Raw genomic sequence first — 15,485 nt, forward strand, 5'->3', positions numbered from 1 at the left:
CATACTGCATTTATTGCATCGCTTAAAAATGACGCCGCCGATCTAACGTAACGTTTTCATTTACGCCACACACGGCAAATTTATTCGATAGAAGCGCAAATTCCAGCGGCATCAATTCCCTCGACTCCGCGCCGATGACGAACCATCCGGCGCCGCGCGCGCCTTTCACAATGTCGACCGCTCAATGCGGATGGGAGCTTAAGCCGATGAAACGACGATTCACCCTGACGATTCGGAACAAGCTGATCCTTGGTCTTGGGCTTTGCGCCCTTATCATGCTCGGCGTCAGCTGGTTGGGAATCCACGGTCAAGGGCAAAGCAACGCCAATACTTCGGACATTTATCTGGGCGACGTACAGCCGATACTGGATATCGCCAAGGTAAGGCAAGGTACGTATGAGAACCGCGTAACCCTTGGGCAGACCCTCTCAATGCGCAATGCCGCCGAAGTCGCAGCCTCGCGCAGCAAGATCGCCGCGGATAACGCCACGATCGATCAGGCCTGGGCCGCCTATTACCCTTTGATCTCCAGCGATCGCGAACGCCACTACGCCGACGCCTTCGCAGCTACGCGCCAACGGACCGCAGACATTCTCCAGCAGATTCTGGCCCTGGCCGCGGATGGAAGGTTCGATGAAGCGCTCAAGCTGCAGAGCCAAACCTACACTGGCCTGTTTCGCGAAATGATGAACGACATCGACGTTCTCTACGAAGAGAACCAGAACCAGGCCGCCGATTCTTACCGCAGTTCACAACGATCGTATGCGCATACTCGCCTGGCAACATTGACCGCCTTGGCTCTTGGACTGGGATTAGTGTGCGCGCTGCTGGTCGTCATGATTCGCGCGATCTCCCGGCCGATCGATCGCGCCGTAGCACTCGCCGATGCCATTGCCAGCGGAGAACTCAATCATCGAATCGCCATCGCGCGCAACGACGAGATCGGTCGCCTGATGCTCGCTTTGCAGCGGATGGACAGCCAATTGACCCGCATCGTGCGAGAAGTACGCAATGGCGCAACTTCGGTGGCTTCTGCGTCGCGGCAGATTTCCCAGGGTAACGATGACCTGTCGCAGCGGACGCAAGAGCAAGCTTCCAGCCTGGAAGAAACCGCCACCTCCATGGAAGAGATGACCACTGCCGTGCGCCAGAACGCCGATCATGCCTACCAGGCAGCACAATTGGTCGGCGGTGCACTGGATCGCGCCGAACACGGCGGTCATGTAGTGAACGAAGCGATGACCGCCATGGATACGATTCGTCGTTCCAGCGAGCGTATCGCGGACATTGTCGGCATGGTCGACGAAGTCGCCTTCCAAACCAATTTGCTTGCTTTGAATGCGGCGGTTGAAGCTGCGCGCGCCGGCGAACATGGCCGTGGCTTCGCAGTGGTTGCCAGCGAAGTACGTGCGCTGGCGCAGCGCTCGGCCGGCTTCTCTCGCGAGATCCGCAGCCTGGTCCAGGAAGAAAAGGACAAAGTCGATATGGGCAGCTTGCTGGTCAATGCTTCCGGCGATGCGCTAAACGATATCCTGGCACGTATGCGCAAAATCGCCGAACTGGTAGCACACGTGACGCAAGCCAGCGAAGAGCAATCGGCGGGAATCGATCAGGTCAACCGTGCCGTGGCGCAACTGGACGAAACCACCCAGCAGAATGCTGCCTTGGTCGAGGAGGCAGCCGCCGCCAGCCGCGCCCTGCAGGAACAAGCTGCCGAACTCATGGAGCAAGTGAACTTCTTCCGCATCGACACGGCCACGGCGACGCCGGTCGCAACGAGACACACGGAAAAGATCGTGGCGTTGGAAACGGCCTAGCCTTTCGTGCAGGCGAAGACTGCCCCTTTCCCCGGCTTAGCCGGGGAAGGCTTGGGAGAGGGGGCTCTTGCTTTTATCAGCCCGCCCCCGGCACATCCGCGACCGATGCCTGCAGCGCCTTGGCCATGGCCTCGTCCCCACTGACCAGGTCTTTCCAATTCACCGAAACGCCGTTGCGACGGCCTTTCTGCGTCAGGCGCAAACCATCGGGATCGATCAGCAGGGTGTACTCCGTGCCATCGATCACGATGGCGCGACGTAAGGGCTTGTCCAAGGGAGTCATGGCGGTGCGTCTCCACGGTAATCGGCCGGAGCGGCCTCAAGGGCATCAGAGCACATCACGCCGTTATGCCGACGCGGGGTAAACATCACGGCCGGGTGACGACGCGGCAACGATAAGCTGTGAAATTGAGTATTTTTTGGCGAAGAATGGCCAAAATGGCCGATGAAGAGCGAAGTTGGCTGCAATCCGGCCGCATAACCCAACGGGTAAGCCGACCTTACGCGGTTACCAAACGGTTACGCCCCGCGTCCTTGGCGGCGTACAACGCCCGGTCGGCTCGCTCCAACGCCTTGGCAGGCGTGTCGCTCCGCCTGAAGGCGGCGAATCCACCGGAGAGCGTTACCGTGACCGGCTTGCCGCCAGCGCGGAAGGCCAGCTTCTCCACCATCAAGCGCAGCGCCTCGCCCCGCCTCAATGCTTCGTCCAGGCCCGTCTGCGTCAGGACCAGCACGAACTCTTCGCCGCCATAGCGGCAAACGAACATCCGCTCGTCGGACTGCTCATACAACGCCTGACCGACAATGCGCAGCACCGCATCGCCCGCCGCATGACCGAGACTGTCGTTGATGCGCTTGAAGTGATCGATATCCAGCGCCGCGACGCAAAGCGGACGACCGTCCACCTGCCATTGCCGCCACGCCGCTTCGATATGCGTTTCGTAGGCCAGACGATTGGGAATACCGGTCAGCGGATCGGTCGAGGCCCGCTCATGCTCGCGCTGTAGCGAATCCTTGAGCGACGAGGCTTGCGATTCCAGCTCCTCGACCCGCAGACGCATCTGATCCGCGCGATCGCGGTAGGCGGCGAAACGGGCATCTTCGCTCTCGCGATACGCGCGAAAATGCTGGTCGATAGTCTCCAGCCGTACGGTGACCTGGTGCCGCAAGGTGGATAGATCCATCGCTTGCCGGCTGCGCTCCCCAAGCTCGCGCATTTCCTCACGCACCATGGCATCCCATGCCTGCCCTTCGTTCGCGCTGGCCTCCTGCTCGCTGATCTCGGTATCGATATAGCGGCGGATATCCTCCAGCCGGCTGCCGACCGAATGCAGCACGCCCTGCAGGACTTCAAGATCGTCGTTGAGCAGGCGACCGTGACGATTGACCAGATCGGCCAATTCCTGCGCCTTGATCAAGGCATCGGCACGCTCGTCCTGCAAGCTTTGCCGCAGCACCTGGCTGCTCTCGCTCAACGAAGGAGAGAGGTCGATGCGATCCAGCGCTACACCTAGCGCTTTATGTGGCGTAACGGCTGGAATTTCCGGATCGAACGCGTCGTCCAGCCGTGCGATCGCATCCACCGTCTCACCGAGCAGGCTCTCCAACAAAGCAACGCTCGGTTCGCCGCGCATCTCATGCGTAATGCGCCGAAGCAACAAATCTGTCGACGCCTGGCGCCCGATGCCAAGCAAGGCCACACGCGAGACAAGGCGACGCAGGGCGCTCTCCATTTCGGCAGAGACCCTCTCCTTTTCTTCCAGGCGCGGCACCGCTTGCTTGTACCGCTGCCCCCCGTGCTCCTGTTCCACGCGCGCCCCTGCCCTTGGACCAGCTTCTCTTGTTATCGGAGACTACCGGACAGGCTTTAGCTGTTCCGGTCGTTGCGCGCGCACGATAGCAGGCCAAAGGTCAGGAAGCCCAGCGGGAAAAGCACCTGGCACCCGCATAGAAAAAGCAGCATGGATGTAACGCCTCGTTACAAAGTCAGCCTCGCGCAAGACAGTCCTGCACCGGGAGCATGACTCCGACCGGCGAAAGCAGGCCCGGCCAGAGTAAAGGAAAATATGTTGGACATGATGTCAAAAATTATTGACATCATGTCCAACGAGTTTTACTTTCCGATCACCATTCTTTTTGGGGTCACGTCGATGTTGCCGAGAGAGCGATTTGCCTGGGTCTGGGTGACGGCCCTCGTTGTTGTGTTTGGAACCTATTTCACTGTGGTCGGTATCCAGCAATCCCAGGCCACCCCGTCTTTCGTAGCCCGTATGGGCACCCTGGCGATTGCCCTGGGATCGCTGGGCATCATTGCGGGCGTCACCCATCTGATCATCCGTCTAGGCAACGCGCGGCACGAGGCCGCCGTGCCGGACGAACGTGACCACCTCATCGAATGGCGGGCTGCTTCCGTCGCCTATTACGTCCTGATGGCCGGGATGGTTCTGGTGGGCTGCGTCATGCCTTTCGGCAACAGCACCTGGAACATGGTGCATATGGCACTGCTTACGATTGCCATTGCCGAGATCGCCCATCACGGCATGATCGTGCTCGGTTACCGTCGAGGCTGGCATGCCTGAGCGGCGATTGACCAACAACATTCGCACGCTGCGGTTTCTCGCCGAAGAGATGACGCAGGCAGAACTGGGCAAGCGCGTCGGTGTGACGCGCCAGACGATCGCGGCCGTGGAGGCAGGCAAGTATTCGCCGACCCTCGAATGTGCGTTTCGCATTGCCGAGGTCTTCGGCAAACCGCTCGACGAAGTGTTCGGTTGGGAGTCGTAGCGAAGTTCAGCGCATATCTCCTGGAATACAGGCATAAGAGACGTCGTACTGAACAATCGGTGGCGCTGCGGTTTGCTCGACGCCTTGAGTGATCGGGATAACATTGCGTGAGCGCACCTCGTGGAATCTGGCATCGCCGCGGCATATATGGCGCGCTTCTTGAATACATGGCGTATCCGTCGTGCCGTTCTCCGAACATTGAACATTGACTCTATGCATGAACGGATCGGTTTGCGCGTTATTCTTCGGTATCGATCGACAGTTCGCCAGCACCAGCATAGCGGGTACGACAGCGGCAATGACCCAACGATTACGCCCCATGTCTTGCTCCGTGTCTTCGTCGGCATATGAACCAATTGAGCTGAGCGCGATCTCGTCCTAGCATGGTCCGGTTGCTTCGCTGCCCCATCGGCGAGCGATATACCATCCCCAGGGGAGACATTGCATGACCCTACGCACCCGCATCGTGGCGCTCACGCTGCTGCCTTTCGTCGTTCTGCCCGTTGCCGCCCAGCAGCAGCGCGCACCTCTGACGCCTGAAGAAACCGCAAAACTGATTACCAAGCGCACGGATATCGAAAAGGAGCTGGAAAGCGTCGCCGTCATCCAGCGCAAGGTGATGGTGCCCATGCGCGATGGTAAGCGCATGCAAGCCGATGTTTATTATCCGAAACAAGGATCCGGGCACTACCCGATCATCTTTGTGCGCACGCCATACAACTTCAATTGGTGGGATACCAAACTCGGTGCTCCACGTGACATGTCCAACGAGCTCACGGCGATCAAGAAAGGCTATGCCTTCGTCGAAATGCAGGAGCGTGGGCATTATTTCTCCGAAGGAAATTACGAAATCCTGGGCACGCCCTTATCCGATGGCGACGATGAAGTCACCTGGATGGCTTCCCAGCCGTGGTCGAACGGTAAGGTAGGCACTACCGGCTGCTCTTCCACTGCCGAGTGGCAGCTGAGCGTAGTGGCGCAGCAGAACAAACACTACGCCGCATTCAATGTGCAAGGCTTCGGCGCAGGCGTCGGCCGCGTCGGTGGATTCTATGAGCAAGGCAACTGGTATCGCGGCGGCGCTTTCCAGATGCTGTTCGCGCCTTGGATCGCAGGCGAACAGAATCAGGTACGCCCAACCTTCCCCGCCGATGCCACACCGGAACAGCTGGAACAAGCCGCACGCATGTTCGATCTCACACCGTCGATGCCGCCGGTGGATTGGGGCAAGGCGCTCTCGCATCTGCCGGTGCAGGATCTGATCAAGAATGTCGACGGTCCGCACGGCCAGTTCGCCGACGCCATGCCGATCCCCACGGGCGGTCGCATGATCGAACGCACACCCAACGACCCGGCATGGGCCAAGGGCGGCCTGTGGCGCGACGACATGCCGGTCAATATTCCCGGTCTTTGGTTCGTGAGCTGGTACGACGTGTCGCAAGGGCCGAACCTGGCTGCCTACAACTGGGTACGCGAGCACGCCCAGGGCGGTGCAGGCGACGAGCAGTACCTGGTTATCGCACCGACCCTGCACTGCGGCTATAAGCGTGCTACCGAAAACACCGTGGTGGGCGAGCGCAGTATGGGCGATGCACGCTATCCATACGACGACCTGGTTTACGGCTTCTTCGACAAGTTCCTCAAGGGCACCGATTCGCCGGTACTGGACAAGCAGCCCAAGGTGACCTACTTCACCATGGGTGCCAACCAGTGGCACACCGCCGACACCTGGCCGCCCAAGGGTGTCGAACCGCTGACTTTCTACCTGTCCAGCGACGGCAAGGCCAATACCTTGAAAGGCGACGGCAAGCTGCTACCTGTTGCGCCCGGCAAGGACAGCGCCGACCGCTTCACTTATGACCCGCTCAACCCCGTACCCACGCTGGGCGGCGGTTTCTGCTGCATGGGCACGGGCCTGCCCGGTGCGTACGACCAGACCAAGCAGGAAACGGCGCGCAACGACATCCTGGTGTACACCAGCGAGCCCTTTGCAAAAGATACGGAATTGACCGGCAACATCGTGGCGACGCTCTACGTGTCCAGCGACGTCAAGGACACCGACATCACGGTGAAGCTGATCGACGTCTATCCGGATGGCCATGCCTATAACCTGGATGACACCATCCAGCGCCTGCGCTACCGCAATGGGTACGACAAACCGATCGAGCTGATGAAGGCCGGCGAGGTCTACAAGGTCACGCTATCCCCGATGGTCACCAGCAACCTGTTCCCGGCCGGCCATCGCTTGCGTATCGAAGTTTCCAGCTCCAACTTCCCGCGCTTCGATCGCAACCTCAACACGGGCGGCAACAATTACGACGAAAGCAAGCCAGTGACGGCACACACGCAGATTCACCACTCGGCGAAGTATCCGTCGAGCATCACGGTAAGCGTGCTGCCGCACTGAGCTGAAATCAGGTAAGCGCGAAACAGCAACGCTTGCCCCAGTGCACTCCCTCTCCCCTGGTTCCGCCGGGGGAGAGAGTTGGGGTGAGGGGCGACCACGCACGAACGAAAGCACGTATAGCCCCTCAGTTTCCAGCACGATAACGTTCCAGACGCTCATCCAACGTACCTGTATGCAGCTCATACAGATGATTGTCGAAATCGTGGAAGTACAACGACGTTCCTTCCCCATCCACTCTCGGCCTCGGTGGCTTGATATCCACACCTAAGCGGCGAAGCCGCTGCTCGAATACAGGCAGCTCTTCTTCGGCGACCTTGAAAGCCAAGTGCCGATAAGTTCGCTCCGAAGGAGGCTCTCCTTCCATCGCCGCGATCCATATGCCGGCAAGCACGAAGAACTTTTCCCTGGACAGCGAAAAGTTACCTCCTTCGCTGTCATAGACCTCTTCGGCCCCCAGCCCGTCGCACAAAAATACCGCCATCTTCTCGAGATCGCGCACGACGAAAGTGATGTGGCTGATACCTTCGATTCCCACGTCCATTCTCTCCGACCGGCACCCGGTGGCGCCCAGGATCCCCAGGGATTGCGACGAAAATCACGCTTGAGCATGACCGATGGCGGTACTGCGCTATCGTAGGCCGGGCAAAGATACGCTCCAAGCCATTCCACCACGTGCGTAAGGATCTCGCTATGTGCCGTCATTCCCATTTGCGCCATCGGCTCCATGTCGCAGGCATTGCCACCCTGGCATGCATCCTGACGTCAGCTGCAATGCCGGTCCTGGCTGCTCAGGCCGACGGTCCGCCGGTAGCACGCACGAACGATGTCGTCGACAAAGTCTTTGGCGTGACCCTGCACGATCCCTACCGCTGGATGGAAGGCGATCACAATGCCGAATTCCAACAGTGGCTCGCCGCCCAAGGTCAGGACGCACGCGCAAAGCTCGATGCATTGCCCACACTGAAGGGTTGGCAGCAAGCGCTGCAAAGCACCGGCAATACGACGCTGATCCACCGCATGCAGCGTTACACCGCAGGCAGGTTGTTCTTTGTGCGCCAGGGCGCGCAAGGCAGCGGCACCCTGATGGTACGGGACGCGGACGGGTCCGAACGCATCCTGCTGGACCCCGCGACGATAAAAACCGAAGGCGGCCCCGCTTCGATTACGTTGTTCGCGCCCTCACCCGATGGCAGCAAGATCGCCGTCAATACGGATAGTGGCGGCAATGAAATCACGCGCCTGCAAGTGTTCGACGTCAAGACTGGCAGACTCACTGGCGACGCGGTCGAACCGGTGTGGGGGGAATTCGCCGCAGAATGGCTGCCTGACGGCAGCGGTTTCACCTATACGCAGTTGGCCCCCTCCGACCAGCGTACCGGTGGCGATCTATTGCAGGACATGCGCGTGCGCCTGCACCGACTCGGTATGCCATCGGCGCAAGATCCGATTCTGTTGCGGGCGGGTACGGGGCAAGGCGTCAATGCGTCGTTTGCCATCCCTAGCAATCGCTTTCCGGTCATCGAATTTCCGGCCGGCTCGCGCTGGGCGCTGGGCGAGGCCTTAGGAGCCCAACCCGAATCGCGCTACTGTGTGGCACCGCAATCGGAAGCAATGAAGTCCGATGCGCATTGGCACTGCATCGCCGCGCTGGACGACAAGGTGCAAGCGGTTGCCATCCATGGCGACACCCTTTATCTGGTCTCCACGCGCAGTCGCTCCAACGGCGAGGTGCTCGCATTGGATCTTTCGCGTCCCGATGCATCGATCAAGGACGCCCGCTCCATCGTGCCCTTGCAGGGCGACGAGATGGTCGTGGGTCTGACACTCAACGACGCCCAGATGATCGCAGCCGCGCGCGATGCTTTGTACGTAAAAGTATCGAACGACGGCATCGACGGCGTCCGGCGCATCGACTACGGCACCGGCAAAGTGGAAACCGTCCCGATGCCGTTGGTCGGCGCCGCTTCGCTCTTCCATGCCGACAGCAACGAGGATGGCTTCTTGCTCGAATTGCGCGGCTGGACGACACCGCCGAAATCCTGGCGCTATGTCGTAGCGGATAGCAGCCTGCATACGCTTGGCCAGGATCAAGCCAGCCCGGCCGACTACAGCATGATCGAAGCGACCGAAACCGAACTGGTCAGCAAAGATGGCACTCATGTGCCCATGACGATTCTGCACCGCAAAGACACCAGGCTCGATGGCAGCCACCGCGCCATCCTGTTCGCTTACGGCGGCTATGGACTATCCATCGTGCCGTCGTTTCGGCCAGCGCGGCTGGAATGGGTCAAACAAGGCAATATCTTCGCTTATGCACACGTCCGTGGCGGTGGCGAAAAAGGCGAGGCCTGGCATCAAGCTGGCAGGGGACCGAACAAGCACAAGGGCGTCGAAGATTTTGTCGCCGGCGTGGCACGCCTGAGCGAGTTGGGATACAGCCGTCCCGAGCGCACCGGATTGATTGCCGGCAGTGCGGGCGGCTTGCTTGTTGGCGGAGCGGTAGTGCGTTACCCAAGCCAATTCGGCGCTGCCGTATTTCTCGTCAGCATCCTCAACCCGGTGCGTATGATGCATGCCACCAATGGTGCCAACCAGATCGGTGAAATGGGGGATCCACGCAAAGCTTCGGATTTCCCATGGATCCTGGCGACTGATCCGTATCAGCAGATTCGTCCCCACACCGCCTACCCTGCAGTAATGCTGAGCGTCGGTCTGAACGACAATCGCGTATCGCCCTGGGAGACCGGCAAATTCGCCGCACGCCTGCGCACTGCCAACACCAGCGGAAGGCCGATCTGGATCCGGACGAGTGCCGGTGAAGGCCACGGCATCCAATCGTCACTTGGCGCCGAAGCAGCGGAATTTGCCGATATCTTTGCCTTCTTCGATGCGCAGCTGCCGGCACCGTAAGTGTTCACACGTGCGCCTCGCTCTCCCATCGCCCAATTTCCTGGCGAGGCGCACGTCCAGACCGAAGAGGGGTTAGCTATGGGACGGGTTGTGTGGCGTCAATGTCGCGACATCCACACCCTTCACCTGCGAGACATTCATCGTAAACGCCGAAAGCGCATTCGACCCCAACAGCAGTTCGCATGACTGGCATGACAGCGCTTTGACGTTGTCGAGCTCCATCGGTCCCACCATCAGGCGATCGATCAACACCTGCGAGGCGGCGACGACGCGGCCATCGGCCAGACGCGCCTCGACTTGCGAACGCAGCGTTTTATAAGGCACCTTGGACGATGCCAGGAATGCATCGTTGACGACGACGCTTGTCGCACCGGTATCCACCACGAAAGCGCGAACACCGGATTGTCCAACGCTGACCGGAGCGTAGAAAGTATCCTTGAATTTCACCAATCGCAGGCCTGCGGCCTCGTGCGAGTCAGCCTTGCCTAGATCATGCATAGCCGACTCGATCGCCATGCGGTTGCCGAGAAATTGCTGCGGCTGCCCGTGCTCGTCGAGATACTCGTCGAATTCGGACAACAAGGTCAGCGCTTCGTAGCTACGCTTCTTGAGCACCAGCATCTGGCCCAGCTTCTCGCGAACATCCACCAGCGAGGGCTCGAGCTTCAACGTTTTGTAGGACCAGTCGATGGCTTCGTCTGTACGCCCGACCTTGTCCAGGCTATCTGCATAGTAGGCAAACAGATCGTAAGCTCCCGCCCCCAGACGGATGTCCTTTTCGAATTCCGCAATCGCCTGGTCGTTCTTGTCTTCTTTATTGAGAACCACACCGAGACTTGCGATACCCCGTACGTCTGTCGGCCTGAGTTTGACGTACTGCTTCCAGTTGGCTTCGGCGCACGCCAGGTCGTTGTCACGCATGCACTTGACCGCAGCCGTGGCAGCACTGGTCGGCGAAGCTGGAACCGCGATGGCAGGCGAGGCGGACGCGTCCGCAGATGCGGGCGACGGAGGTGCCGAACACCCTGTCAGCACAGTTATCAGCGCGGCGGCGCCGGTCGCCATCGCCCATCGATAATTCGCCAGCCCATGCAAGCGTAAATCGAACGTCCTCATCCGCATCTCCTTTGGTGAAATTAAGGAGTATCCGGACGGATCGATCGCGCATAGATCGCCCTCGGCGAAACATGCGCCAATACAGACCTGCTTGAACTCCCCCTGTCAGGGAGCATAACCGATTGAATACGCAGGCGTGAGAGGCATGCTGTTCAGCCGGAAGCCAAAACGGCGGCGCATGATATTGCGCCCAGCCGGTCTAACGGCTAGCCACGCTCCACGTCGCTGTCACCCCTGCTCCACTTATGACCCGACAGACTCCTGCTATCCAAGAAGGAGCCGAAAATGAGCCGAGATACTGCGTCCTCCGTCCCACCGATCTTTGCATCGCCAAACGACCGAGAAGGTCACGAGACGCCGTCTCCGACCACCCCGAAGAACCCGGATGCCGGAAATAAAGCACCCAAGCGCCCCGAAGACACGACGCCCAGCGGAGATGCGCTCAACGACACCGGCGAAGACAATCAAAGGAAAAAGGATCGGAAACAGCCGTAATTCCGCAGCTCAAGTTCTGCCATGCATGGCCGACATGCCTGGAAGAACTGCAAGCCATGGAATGACGATGCCTCTCTCCATCCATCCGATCGGCGCTATCGGCACCCCGTCACAACCTGCCAATCTCAAGGCTGCCGCGCTCGATCAGGCGACACCGCCCGGCTCCGTGGCAACGACGGCGACCATACAACGCGCGCCTTCCGCGGCAGATAGCCCGGCATTGTCAGACGCCATGAAAGCTCTGGGACTCACCTCGAAACTGGCGAGCGACCTTCAAGCCGTTGCCAGTGCGCTTGTGCCAAGCATGGAGCAGATCGTCGAGAACAGGCCCGACCTCGCGACAGCCTCTTTCGATTTCCAGTCCGACAACGGCGCCATCAAGGTGGTTTCCGACTCTCTGAGCGATGGCGACAAGGCATGGCTGGAACAGACCCTCAACGCAAACCAGGGTCTCGTGGACGCCGTCCAGGCGTTTCACAACGATGCAACGACGAGCTATGCCCTGTGGGCGGGCGCAGACGGCCAATCGCCGTTGGATACCGCCAGCATTTCGGATCTGGCCGATGGGCACTTCAGTTTCATGAGCATGTTCAATAAATCCAGCCAGGCCATGCTCCAAAACATGGATCAAAACGGCAGCTACACCACGCCGGACGGCGCGCCCATGGATTTCCATCGGAGTGTGAACTCCGCGCTGAACTTTCTTATCTACCAGAAGAGCAATCAGGCCGTTCTGGATGGCAGCAGCACCTACACGACGCATACCGGCCAGACGTTTCATGGTGCAATAAAAGGCAACTTTTTTTCGATCCCGGGCGTGATCCCGGATTTCTTGCCTAGTACGTCTTCCAGTTCCTTTGGATTAAATGCAATGGCGTAGCCCCGGCGCCTCGGTACAAAGCAATCGAGCATAAAAAAGCCCGCTAGCAGCGGGCTTTTGGGTTGCTTAGGCTTTCAGCATCATGAGCTGAAAACGACTGATTGGTGCCCAAGGGGGGACTCGAACCCCCACGACTTGCGTCGCTACCACCTCAAGGTAGTGCGTCTACCAATTCCGCCACCTGGGCAGGTGTCTTACGTTATAGCTTACTTCTTGTCCGGAGCCGGAGCCGGGACGTCATTCTTGGCGGCCGGCTGCGGGGCCGGAACATCGCTCTTGTTCGCTGCCGGGGCGGTAGCCGCCGGGGTGGCCGCAGGCGCGGTGGCCTGGGGGACGTCCCCGCTGGCCGGCGCCTTGGGCTGCGCATTCTGTTTGTTTGCCGGCGGGTTGGCAAGACCGGACATCACGCCCAGATCGTTGTTGGCCGCATCCGACGGGGCGCCGTGACGGCCCAGGTAGATGCCCATGCCCAGGCTGAGCAGGAAGAACAGCGCCGCCAGCACGCCCGTCGCGCGGGTCATGAACGTCGAGGAGCCGCGGGCACCGAATACGGTCGCGGATGCGCCGCCTCCGAAGCCGGAACCGGCGTCGGCACCGGCGCCGCGCTGCATCAGAATCAGCACGATCATCGCCGCTGCGATCAGGATGTAGAACACACTGAAGATGACGAACATGGTCTTCTTTAAAAATGCGTGGCGTTCAATGCGCCGCAGCGCAGATACCGAGGAAATCGGTGGCCGCCAACGAGGCGCCTCCGATCAACCCGCCATCCACGTCCGGCTGTTCGAACAGGGCTGCGGCATTTGCCGCTTTGACGCTGCCGCCGTAAAGCAGCCGAGTCAGACGGGCAATCATAACATCCTCTTTAGCCAATTGGCTACGGATGAACGCGTGGACGTGCTGCGCCTGTTCCGGTGTGGCAGTGTGCCCGGTACCAATAGCCCACACCGGCTCGTAGGAGATCACCGCCGTATCGAAGCTGGCGACGCCATTGAGCTCGATCACGGCAGCCAACTGACGGCCGACGACCTGCTCGGTCTTGCCGGCCTCACGCTCCGCCAGCGTTTCGCCCAGGCATAGGATCGGGGTCAGCCCGCCGGCACGAGCGGCAGCGAACTTACGGGCGACCAGGGCGTCGCTCTCGCCGTGATACTGACGGCGCTCGGAGTGCCCCACCAATACCCAGGTAGCACCGACATCGGCCAGCATGGCCGCCGAAGCTTCGCCGGTATAAGCGCCCTGCCCTTCATGCTCGCTGACATCCTGCGCACCGAAACCCAAGCCCGAGCCACTGAACCGCTCGGTCAGCGCGGCCAGATACGGCAACGGCGGGAATACGGCGACATCGATATCGGCCGGCATGCTCGCGACGATATCGCTCACCAAGGCAGCAGCCATCGAACGGCTACCGTGCATTTTCCAATTGCCGGCGATGAGCTTTTTGCGCATTACGAACATCCGTGACTGTTTCCAAGGATCGCAAGATTATAAGGCCCACCCTGAATGCGGCAACGTTGCTACTGGTATGTGCCCGAATGCCCTGCCAACATCGACGCCCTGTGCTTGAAGGGACGATCCGCATGACGCAAGCCCATCCATTGAGTCTGGTCACTGGCGCTTCGGCCGGTATCGGCGCCGCGTTCGCTCGAGCGCTGGCTGCGCGCGGCCACGATCTGGTCCTCACGGCGCGACGCGTCGACCGCCTGGAGGCGCTGGCCTCGGAACTACGCGACAAACATGGTCGGCAGGTCACGGTCATCGCCGCCGACCTTGCCGATCCGGCCGCGCCGCGGCAGTTGTGCGATGCACTGCAAGCCAATGGCCTGCAAGTGGACTGGCTCATCAACAACGCCGGCTACGGTGTTCCCGGCACGTTCGATGCCGTCCCTTGGCAAAAGCAGGCCGATTTCATCCAGGTACTGATGACCGCGCCGACCGAACTTATCTGGCTATTGCTGCCGGGCATGCGCGAACGCGGCTACGGCCGCATCGTCAATGTTGCCTCGCTGGCCGCGCATGTTCCGGGCTCGGCGGGACACACGCTCTACGCGGCCTCCAAAGCCTACCTGGTGAAGTTCTCGCAGTCGCTGGCGCTGGAGAACCAGGCGCGCGGAGTCAATGTGTGCGCTTTGTGTCCCGGCTTTACCTGGTCGGAATTCCATGACGTCACCGGCACGCGTCAGCTCATGAACAAGATGCCGGCATTCATGTGGCAGACCGCAGAAGATGTCGTCGATCAGGGGATCGCCGCGATCGAGCGTGGCGAGATTGTGTACGTGACGGGTCGAGTCAATCGGTTTATCAAGCGGTTGATCAAAGTGCTGCCGGATCGCGTGGCCTTGTGGCTCTCCGGGCGTGAATCGCGGCGATACCGTGATTTGAAACCGTCGGCTTGAATCGGCGTTTGTAGCGACGTTTCGCGCTGTCTTAGCGCGTGTATTTTGCGCGCGAGGCCGCCCCTCACCCTAGCCCTCTCCCCCGGCAAAGCCCGGGGAGAGGGAGCACACTGACGCAATCTCCGGCTTTTACTGCCGCTTGCAAATCAAGGTGTCGCCGACCACGAAACTCTTGCCATCTCGCGACACTTCCCAATCGATACGGTAGGTCCGCGCATTCTGCTTGACGTAAACGAAGCGCTGCGCCGGCTTCACTTCTGCTGCCGATACCCACGTGAGGGTATCGCCCTGCCATCCGGCCGATTCAAAGTGGCGGTCGCCACTGAAGCTGTCGTGGATAAGAGCATGGGATGGCTTGCCGTCTGCAGCGTAGTTCCAGGTTTCTACCGCGTGATAGGTGTGCGGTGGAATATCGTCGTGATGCTTGGTGAGCTTACCGCCTTGCACTTCATAACTCATCGTCGAAGCGATGGTCTTGCCGGAAGCCGGAAAGCTGCCTTCGCAGAGCCAGGTGCCTTCGAAATAGTTCAGGGCAGAGGACGTCGCGTCCGCCTGAGCGATGGGAGCCAGCAGAAATAGAAACAAGAACGATGTGCGCACGGCCTTGATTTCCTCACGGAGACGCGAGGATGACCTTAGCGTCTTCCGATGACGGAAGACGCGGCTCGAAAGTCATGGGG

The 15,485-nt window shown here is 60.1% G+C and carries 15 protein-coding genes and 1 tRNA gene; 7 read left to right on the top strand and 9 right to left on the bottom strand.

Going from position 1 to position 15,485, the window contains the following annotated elements; all coding sequences use genetic code 11:
- The first annotated feature begins 206 nt into the window (after positions 1-206).
- On the top strand, positions 207-1,817 hold the full coding sequence (locus VIM98_RS18355) for a methyl-accepting chemotaxis protein (protein WP_331994549.1): 1,611 nt from the start codon (positions 207-209) through the stop codon (positions 1,815-1,817).
- A 76-nt stretch (positions 1,818-1,893) separates the two neighbouring features.
- Here VIM98_RS18355 and VIM98_RS18360 read toward each other — a convergent pair whose 3' ends face one another.
- Both VIM98_RS18360 and VIM98_RS18365 read right to left on the bottom strand, forming a co-directional pair.
- Positions 1,894-2,100: a hypothetical protein gene (locus VIM98_RS18360; RefSeq protein ID WP_331994550.1), complete on the bottom strand. Its 207-nt coding sequence runs from the start codon at positions 2,098-2,100 to the stop codon at positions 1,894-1,896.
- A 217-nt stretch (positions 2,101-2,317) separates the two neighbouring features.
- Positions 2,318-3,628: a GGDEF domain-containing protein gene (locus VIM98_RS18365; protein ID WP_331994551.1), complete on the bottom strand. Its 1,311-nt coding sequence runs from the start codon at positions 3,626-3,628 to the stop codon at positions 2,318-2,320.
- A gap of 255 nt (positions 3,629-3,883) precedes the next feature.
- Here VIM98_RS18365 and VIM98_RS18370 point away from each other — a divergent pair, with 255 nt between their 5' ends.
- Entirely contained in the window at positions 3,884-4,396 is a 513-nt protein-coding gene (locus VIM98_RS18370) for a DUF2178 domain-containing protein (RefSeq protein ID WP_331994552.1), read from the top strand.
- Positions 4,389-4,601, top strand: coding sequence for a helix-turn-helix transcriptional regulator (locus VIM98_RS18375; protein ID WP_331994553.1), 213 nt, complete (start codon positions 4,389-4,391; stop codon positions 4,599-4,601). The genes VIM98_RS18370 and VIM98_RS18375 overlap by 8 nt, the downstream gene beginning before the upstream one ends.
- A gap of 6 nt (positions 4,602-4,607) precedes the next feature.
- Here VIM98_RS18375 and VIM98_RS18380 read toward each other — a convergent pair whose 3' ends face one another.
- Positions 4,608-4,922: a hypothetical protein gene (locus tag VIM98_RS18380; protein ID WP_331994554.1), complete on the bottom strand. Its 315-nt coding sequence runs from the start codon at positions 4,920-4,922 to the stop codon at positions 4,608-4,610.
- A gap of 124 nt (positions 4,923-5,046) precedes the next feature.
- Here VIM98_RS18380 and VIM98_RS18385 point away from each other — a divergent pair, with 124 nt between their 5' ends.
- A complete protein-coding gene (locus tag VIM98_RS18385) occupies positions 5,047-7,008 on the top strand; it encodes a CocE/NonD family hydrolase (protein WP_331994555.1) in 1,962 nt (653 codons plus the stop codon).
- A gap of 124 nt (positions 7,009-7,132) precedes the next feature.
- Here the strand turns inward: VIM98_RS18385 and fosX are convergent, their stop codons facing one another.
- Entirely contained in the window at positions 7,133-7,549 is a 417-nt protein-coding gene (fosX, locus tag VIM98_RS18390; protein ID WP_331994556.1) for a FosX/FosE/FosI family fosfomycin resistance hydrolase, read from the bottom strand.
- Between the two features lie 149 nt (positions 7,550-7,698).
- Here fosX and VIM98_RS18395 point away from each other — a divergent pair, with 149 nt between their 5' ends.
- Positions 7,699-9,918, top strand: a complete 2,220-nt coding sequence (locus VIM98_RS18395) for a prolyl oligopeptidase family serine peptidase (RefSeq protein WP_331994557.1) — start codon at positions 7,699-7,701, stop codon at positions 9,916-9,918.
- 72 nt (positions 9,919-9,990) lie between these two features.
- Here VIM98_RS18395 and VIM98_RS18400 read toward each other — a convergent pair whose 3' ends face one another.
- A complete protein-coding gene (locus VIM98_RS18400; RefSeq protein WP_331994558.1) occupies positions 9,991-11,034 on the bottom strand; it encodes a retroviral-like aspartic protease family protein in 1,044 nt (347 codons plus the stop codon).
- Between the two features lie 562 nt (positions 11,035-11,596).
- On the opposite strand from VIM98_RS18400, the gene VIM98_RS18405 reads away from it, so the two are divergent.
- Entirely contained in the window at positions 11,597-12,409 is an 813-nt protein-coding gene (locus VIM98_RS18405; protein ID WP_331994559.1) for a hypothetical protein, read from the top strand.
- Positions 12,410-12,511: 102 nt separating this feature from the next.
- Here the strand turns inward: VIM98_RS18405 and VIM98_RS18410 are convergent.
- The 3 genes from VIM98_RS18410 to tpiA form a co-directional block, all read right to left on the bottom strand.
- Positions 12,512-12,596, bottom strand: a tRNA-Leu gene (locus VIM98_RS18410).
- 19 nt (positions 12,597-12,615) lie between these two features.
- The gene (gene secG / locus VIM98_RS18415; RefSeq protein WP_331994560.1) at positions 12,616-13,083 is read right to left on the bottom strand and encodes a preprotein translocase subunit SecG; all 468 of its coding nucleotides are present in this window, start codon (positions 13,081-13,083) and stop codon (positions 12,616-12,618) included.
- 25 nt (positions 13,084-13,108) lie between these two features.
- Positions 13,109-13,858 carry a triose-phosphate isomerase gene (tpiA, locus tag VIM98_RS18420; protein WP_331994561.1) on the bottom strand — a complete coding sequence of 250 codons (750 nt, stop codon included), beginning with the start codon at positions 13,856-13,858 and terminating at the stop codon, positions 13,109-13,111.
- Positions 13,859-13,989: 131 nt separating this feature from the next.
- On the opposite strand from tpiA, the gene VIM98_RS18425 reads away from it, so the two are divergent.
- Positions 13,990-14,805 (top strand): SDR family oxidoreductase, encoded by an 816-nt coding sequence (locus VIM98_RS18425; protein WP_331994562.1) that lies wholly within the window; start codon positions 13,990-13,992, stop codon positions 14,803-14,805.
- A gap of 129 nt (positions 14,806-14,934) precedes the next feature.
- On the opposite strand, the gene VIM98_RS18430 is transcribed toward VIM98_RS18425, so the two are convergent.
- Complete coding sequence (locus VIM98_RS18430; protein ID WP_331994563.1) at positions 14,935-15,405, bottom strand: hypothetical protein; 471 nt, start codon at positions 15,403-15,405, stop codon at positions 14,935-14,937.
- Positions 15,406-15,485 lie beyond the last annotated feature (80 nt).

Origin of the sequence: Dyella sp., from assembly GCF_036568765.1 — a bacterium.
In the GTDB taxonomy this organism is placed as follows: domain Bacteria; phylum Pseudomonadota; class Gammaproteobacteria; order Xanthomonadales; family Rhodanobacteraceae; genus GSA-30.

Excerpts from the sequence above, each read along its gene's own strand:
- VIM98_RS18360 (WP_331994550.1), bottom strand. The coding sequence starts at position 2,100 with ATGACTCCCTTGGACAAGCCCTTACGTCGCGCCATCGTGATCGATGGC.
- VIM98_RS18385 (WP_331994555.1), top strand. The coding sequence starts at position 5,047 with ATGACCCTACGCACCCGCATCGTGGCGCTCACGCTGCTGCCTTTCGTC.
- fosX (WP_331994556.1), bottom strand. The coding sequence starts at position 7,549 with ATGGACGTGGGAATCGAAGGTATCAGCCACATCACTTTCGTCGTGCGC.
- VIM98_RS18380 (WP_331994554.1), bottom strand. The coding sequence starts at position 4,922 with ATGGGGCGTAATCGTTGGGTCATTGCCGCTGTCGTACCCGCTATGCTG.
- VIM98_RS18400 (WP_331994558.1), bottom strand. The coding sequence starts at position 11,034 with ATGAGGACGTTCGATTTACGCTTGCATGGGCTGGCGAATTATCGATGG.
- VIM98_RS18355 (WP_331994549.1), top strand. The coding sequence starts at position 207 with ATGAAACGACGATTCACCCTGACGATTCGGAACAAGCTGATCCTTGGT.
- VIM98_RS18370 (WP_331994552.1), top strand. The coding sequence starts at position 3,884 with ATGTTGGACATGATGTCAAAAATTATTGACATCATGTCCAACGAGTTT.
- VIM98_RS18425 (WP_331994562.1), top strand. The coding sequence starts at position 13,990 with ATGACGCAAGCCCATCCATTGAGTCTGGTCACTGGCGCTTCGGCCGGT.
- VIM98_RS18405 (WP_331994559.1), top strand. The coding sequence starts at position 11,597 with ATGCCTCTCTCCATCCATCCGATCGGCGCTATCGGCACCCCGTCACAA.
- tpiA (WP_331994561.1), bottom strand. The coding sequence starts at position 13,858 with ATGCGCAAAAAGCTCATCGCCGGCAATTGGAAAATGCACGGTAGCCGT.
- secG (WP_331994560.1), bottom strand. The coding sequence starts at position 13,083 with ATGTTCGTCATCTTCAGTGTGTTCTACATCCTGATCGCAGCGGCGATG.
- VIM98_RS18395 (WP_331994557.1), top strand. The coding sequence starts at position 7,699 with ATGTGCCGTCATTCCCATTTGCGCCATCGGCTCCATGTCGCAGGCATT.
- VIM98_RS18375 (WP_331994553.1), top strand. The coding sequence starts at position 4,389 with ATGCCTGAGCGGCGATTGACCAACAACATTCGCACGCTGCGGTTTCTC.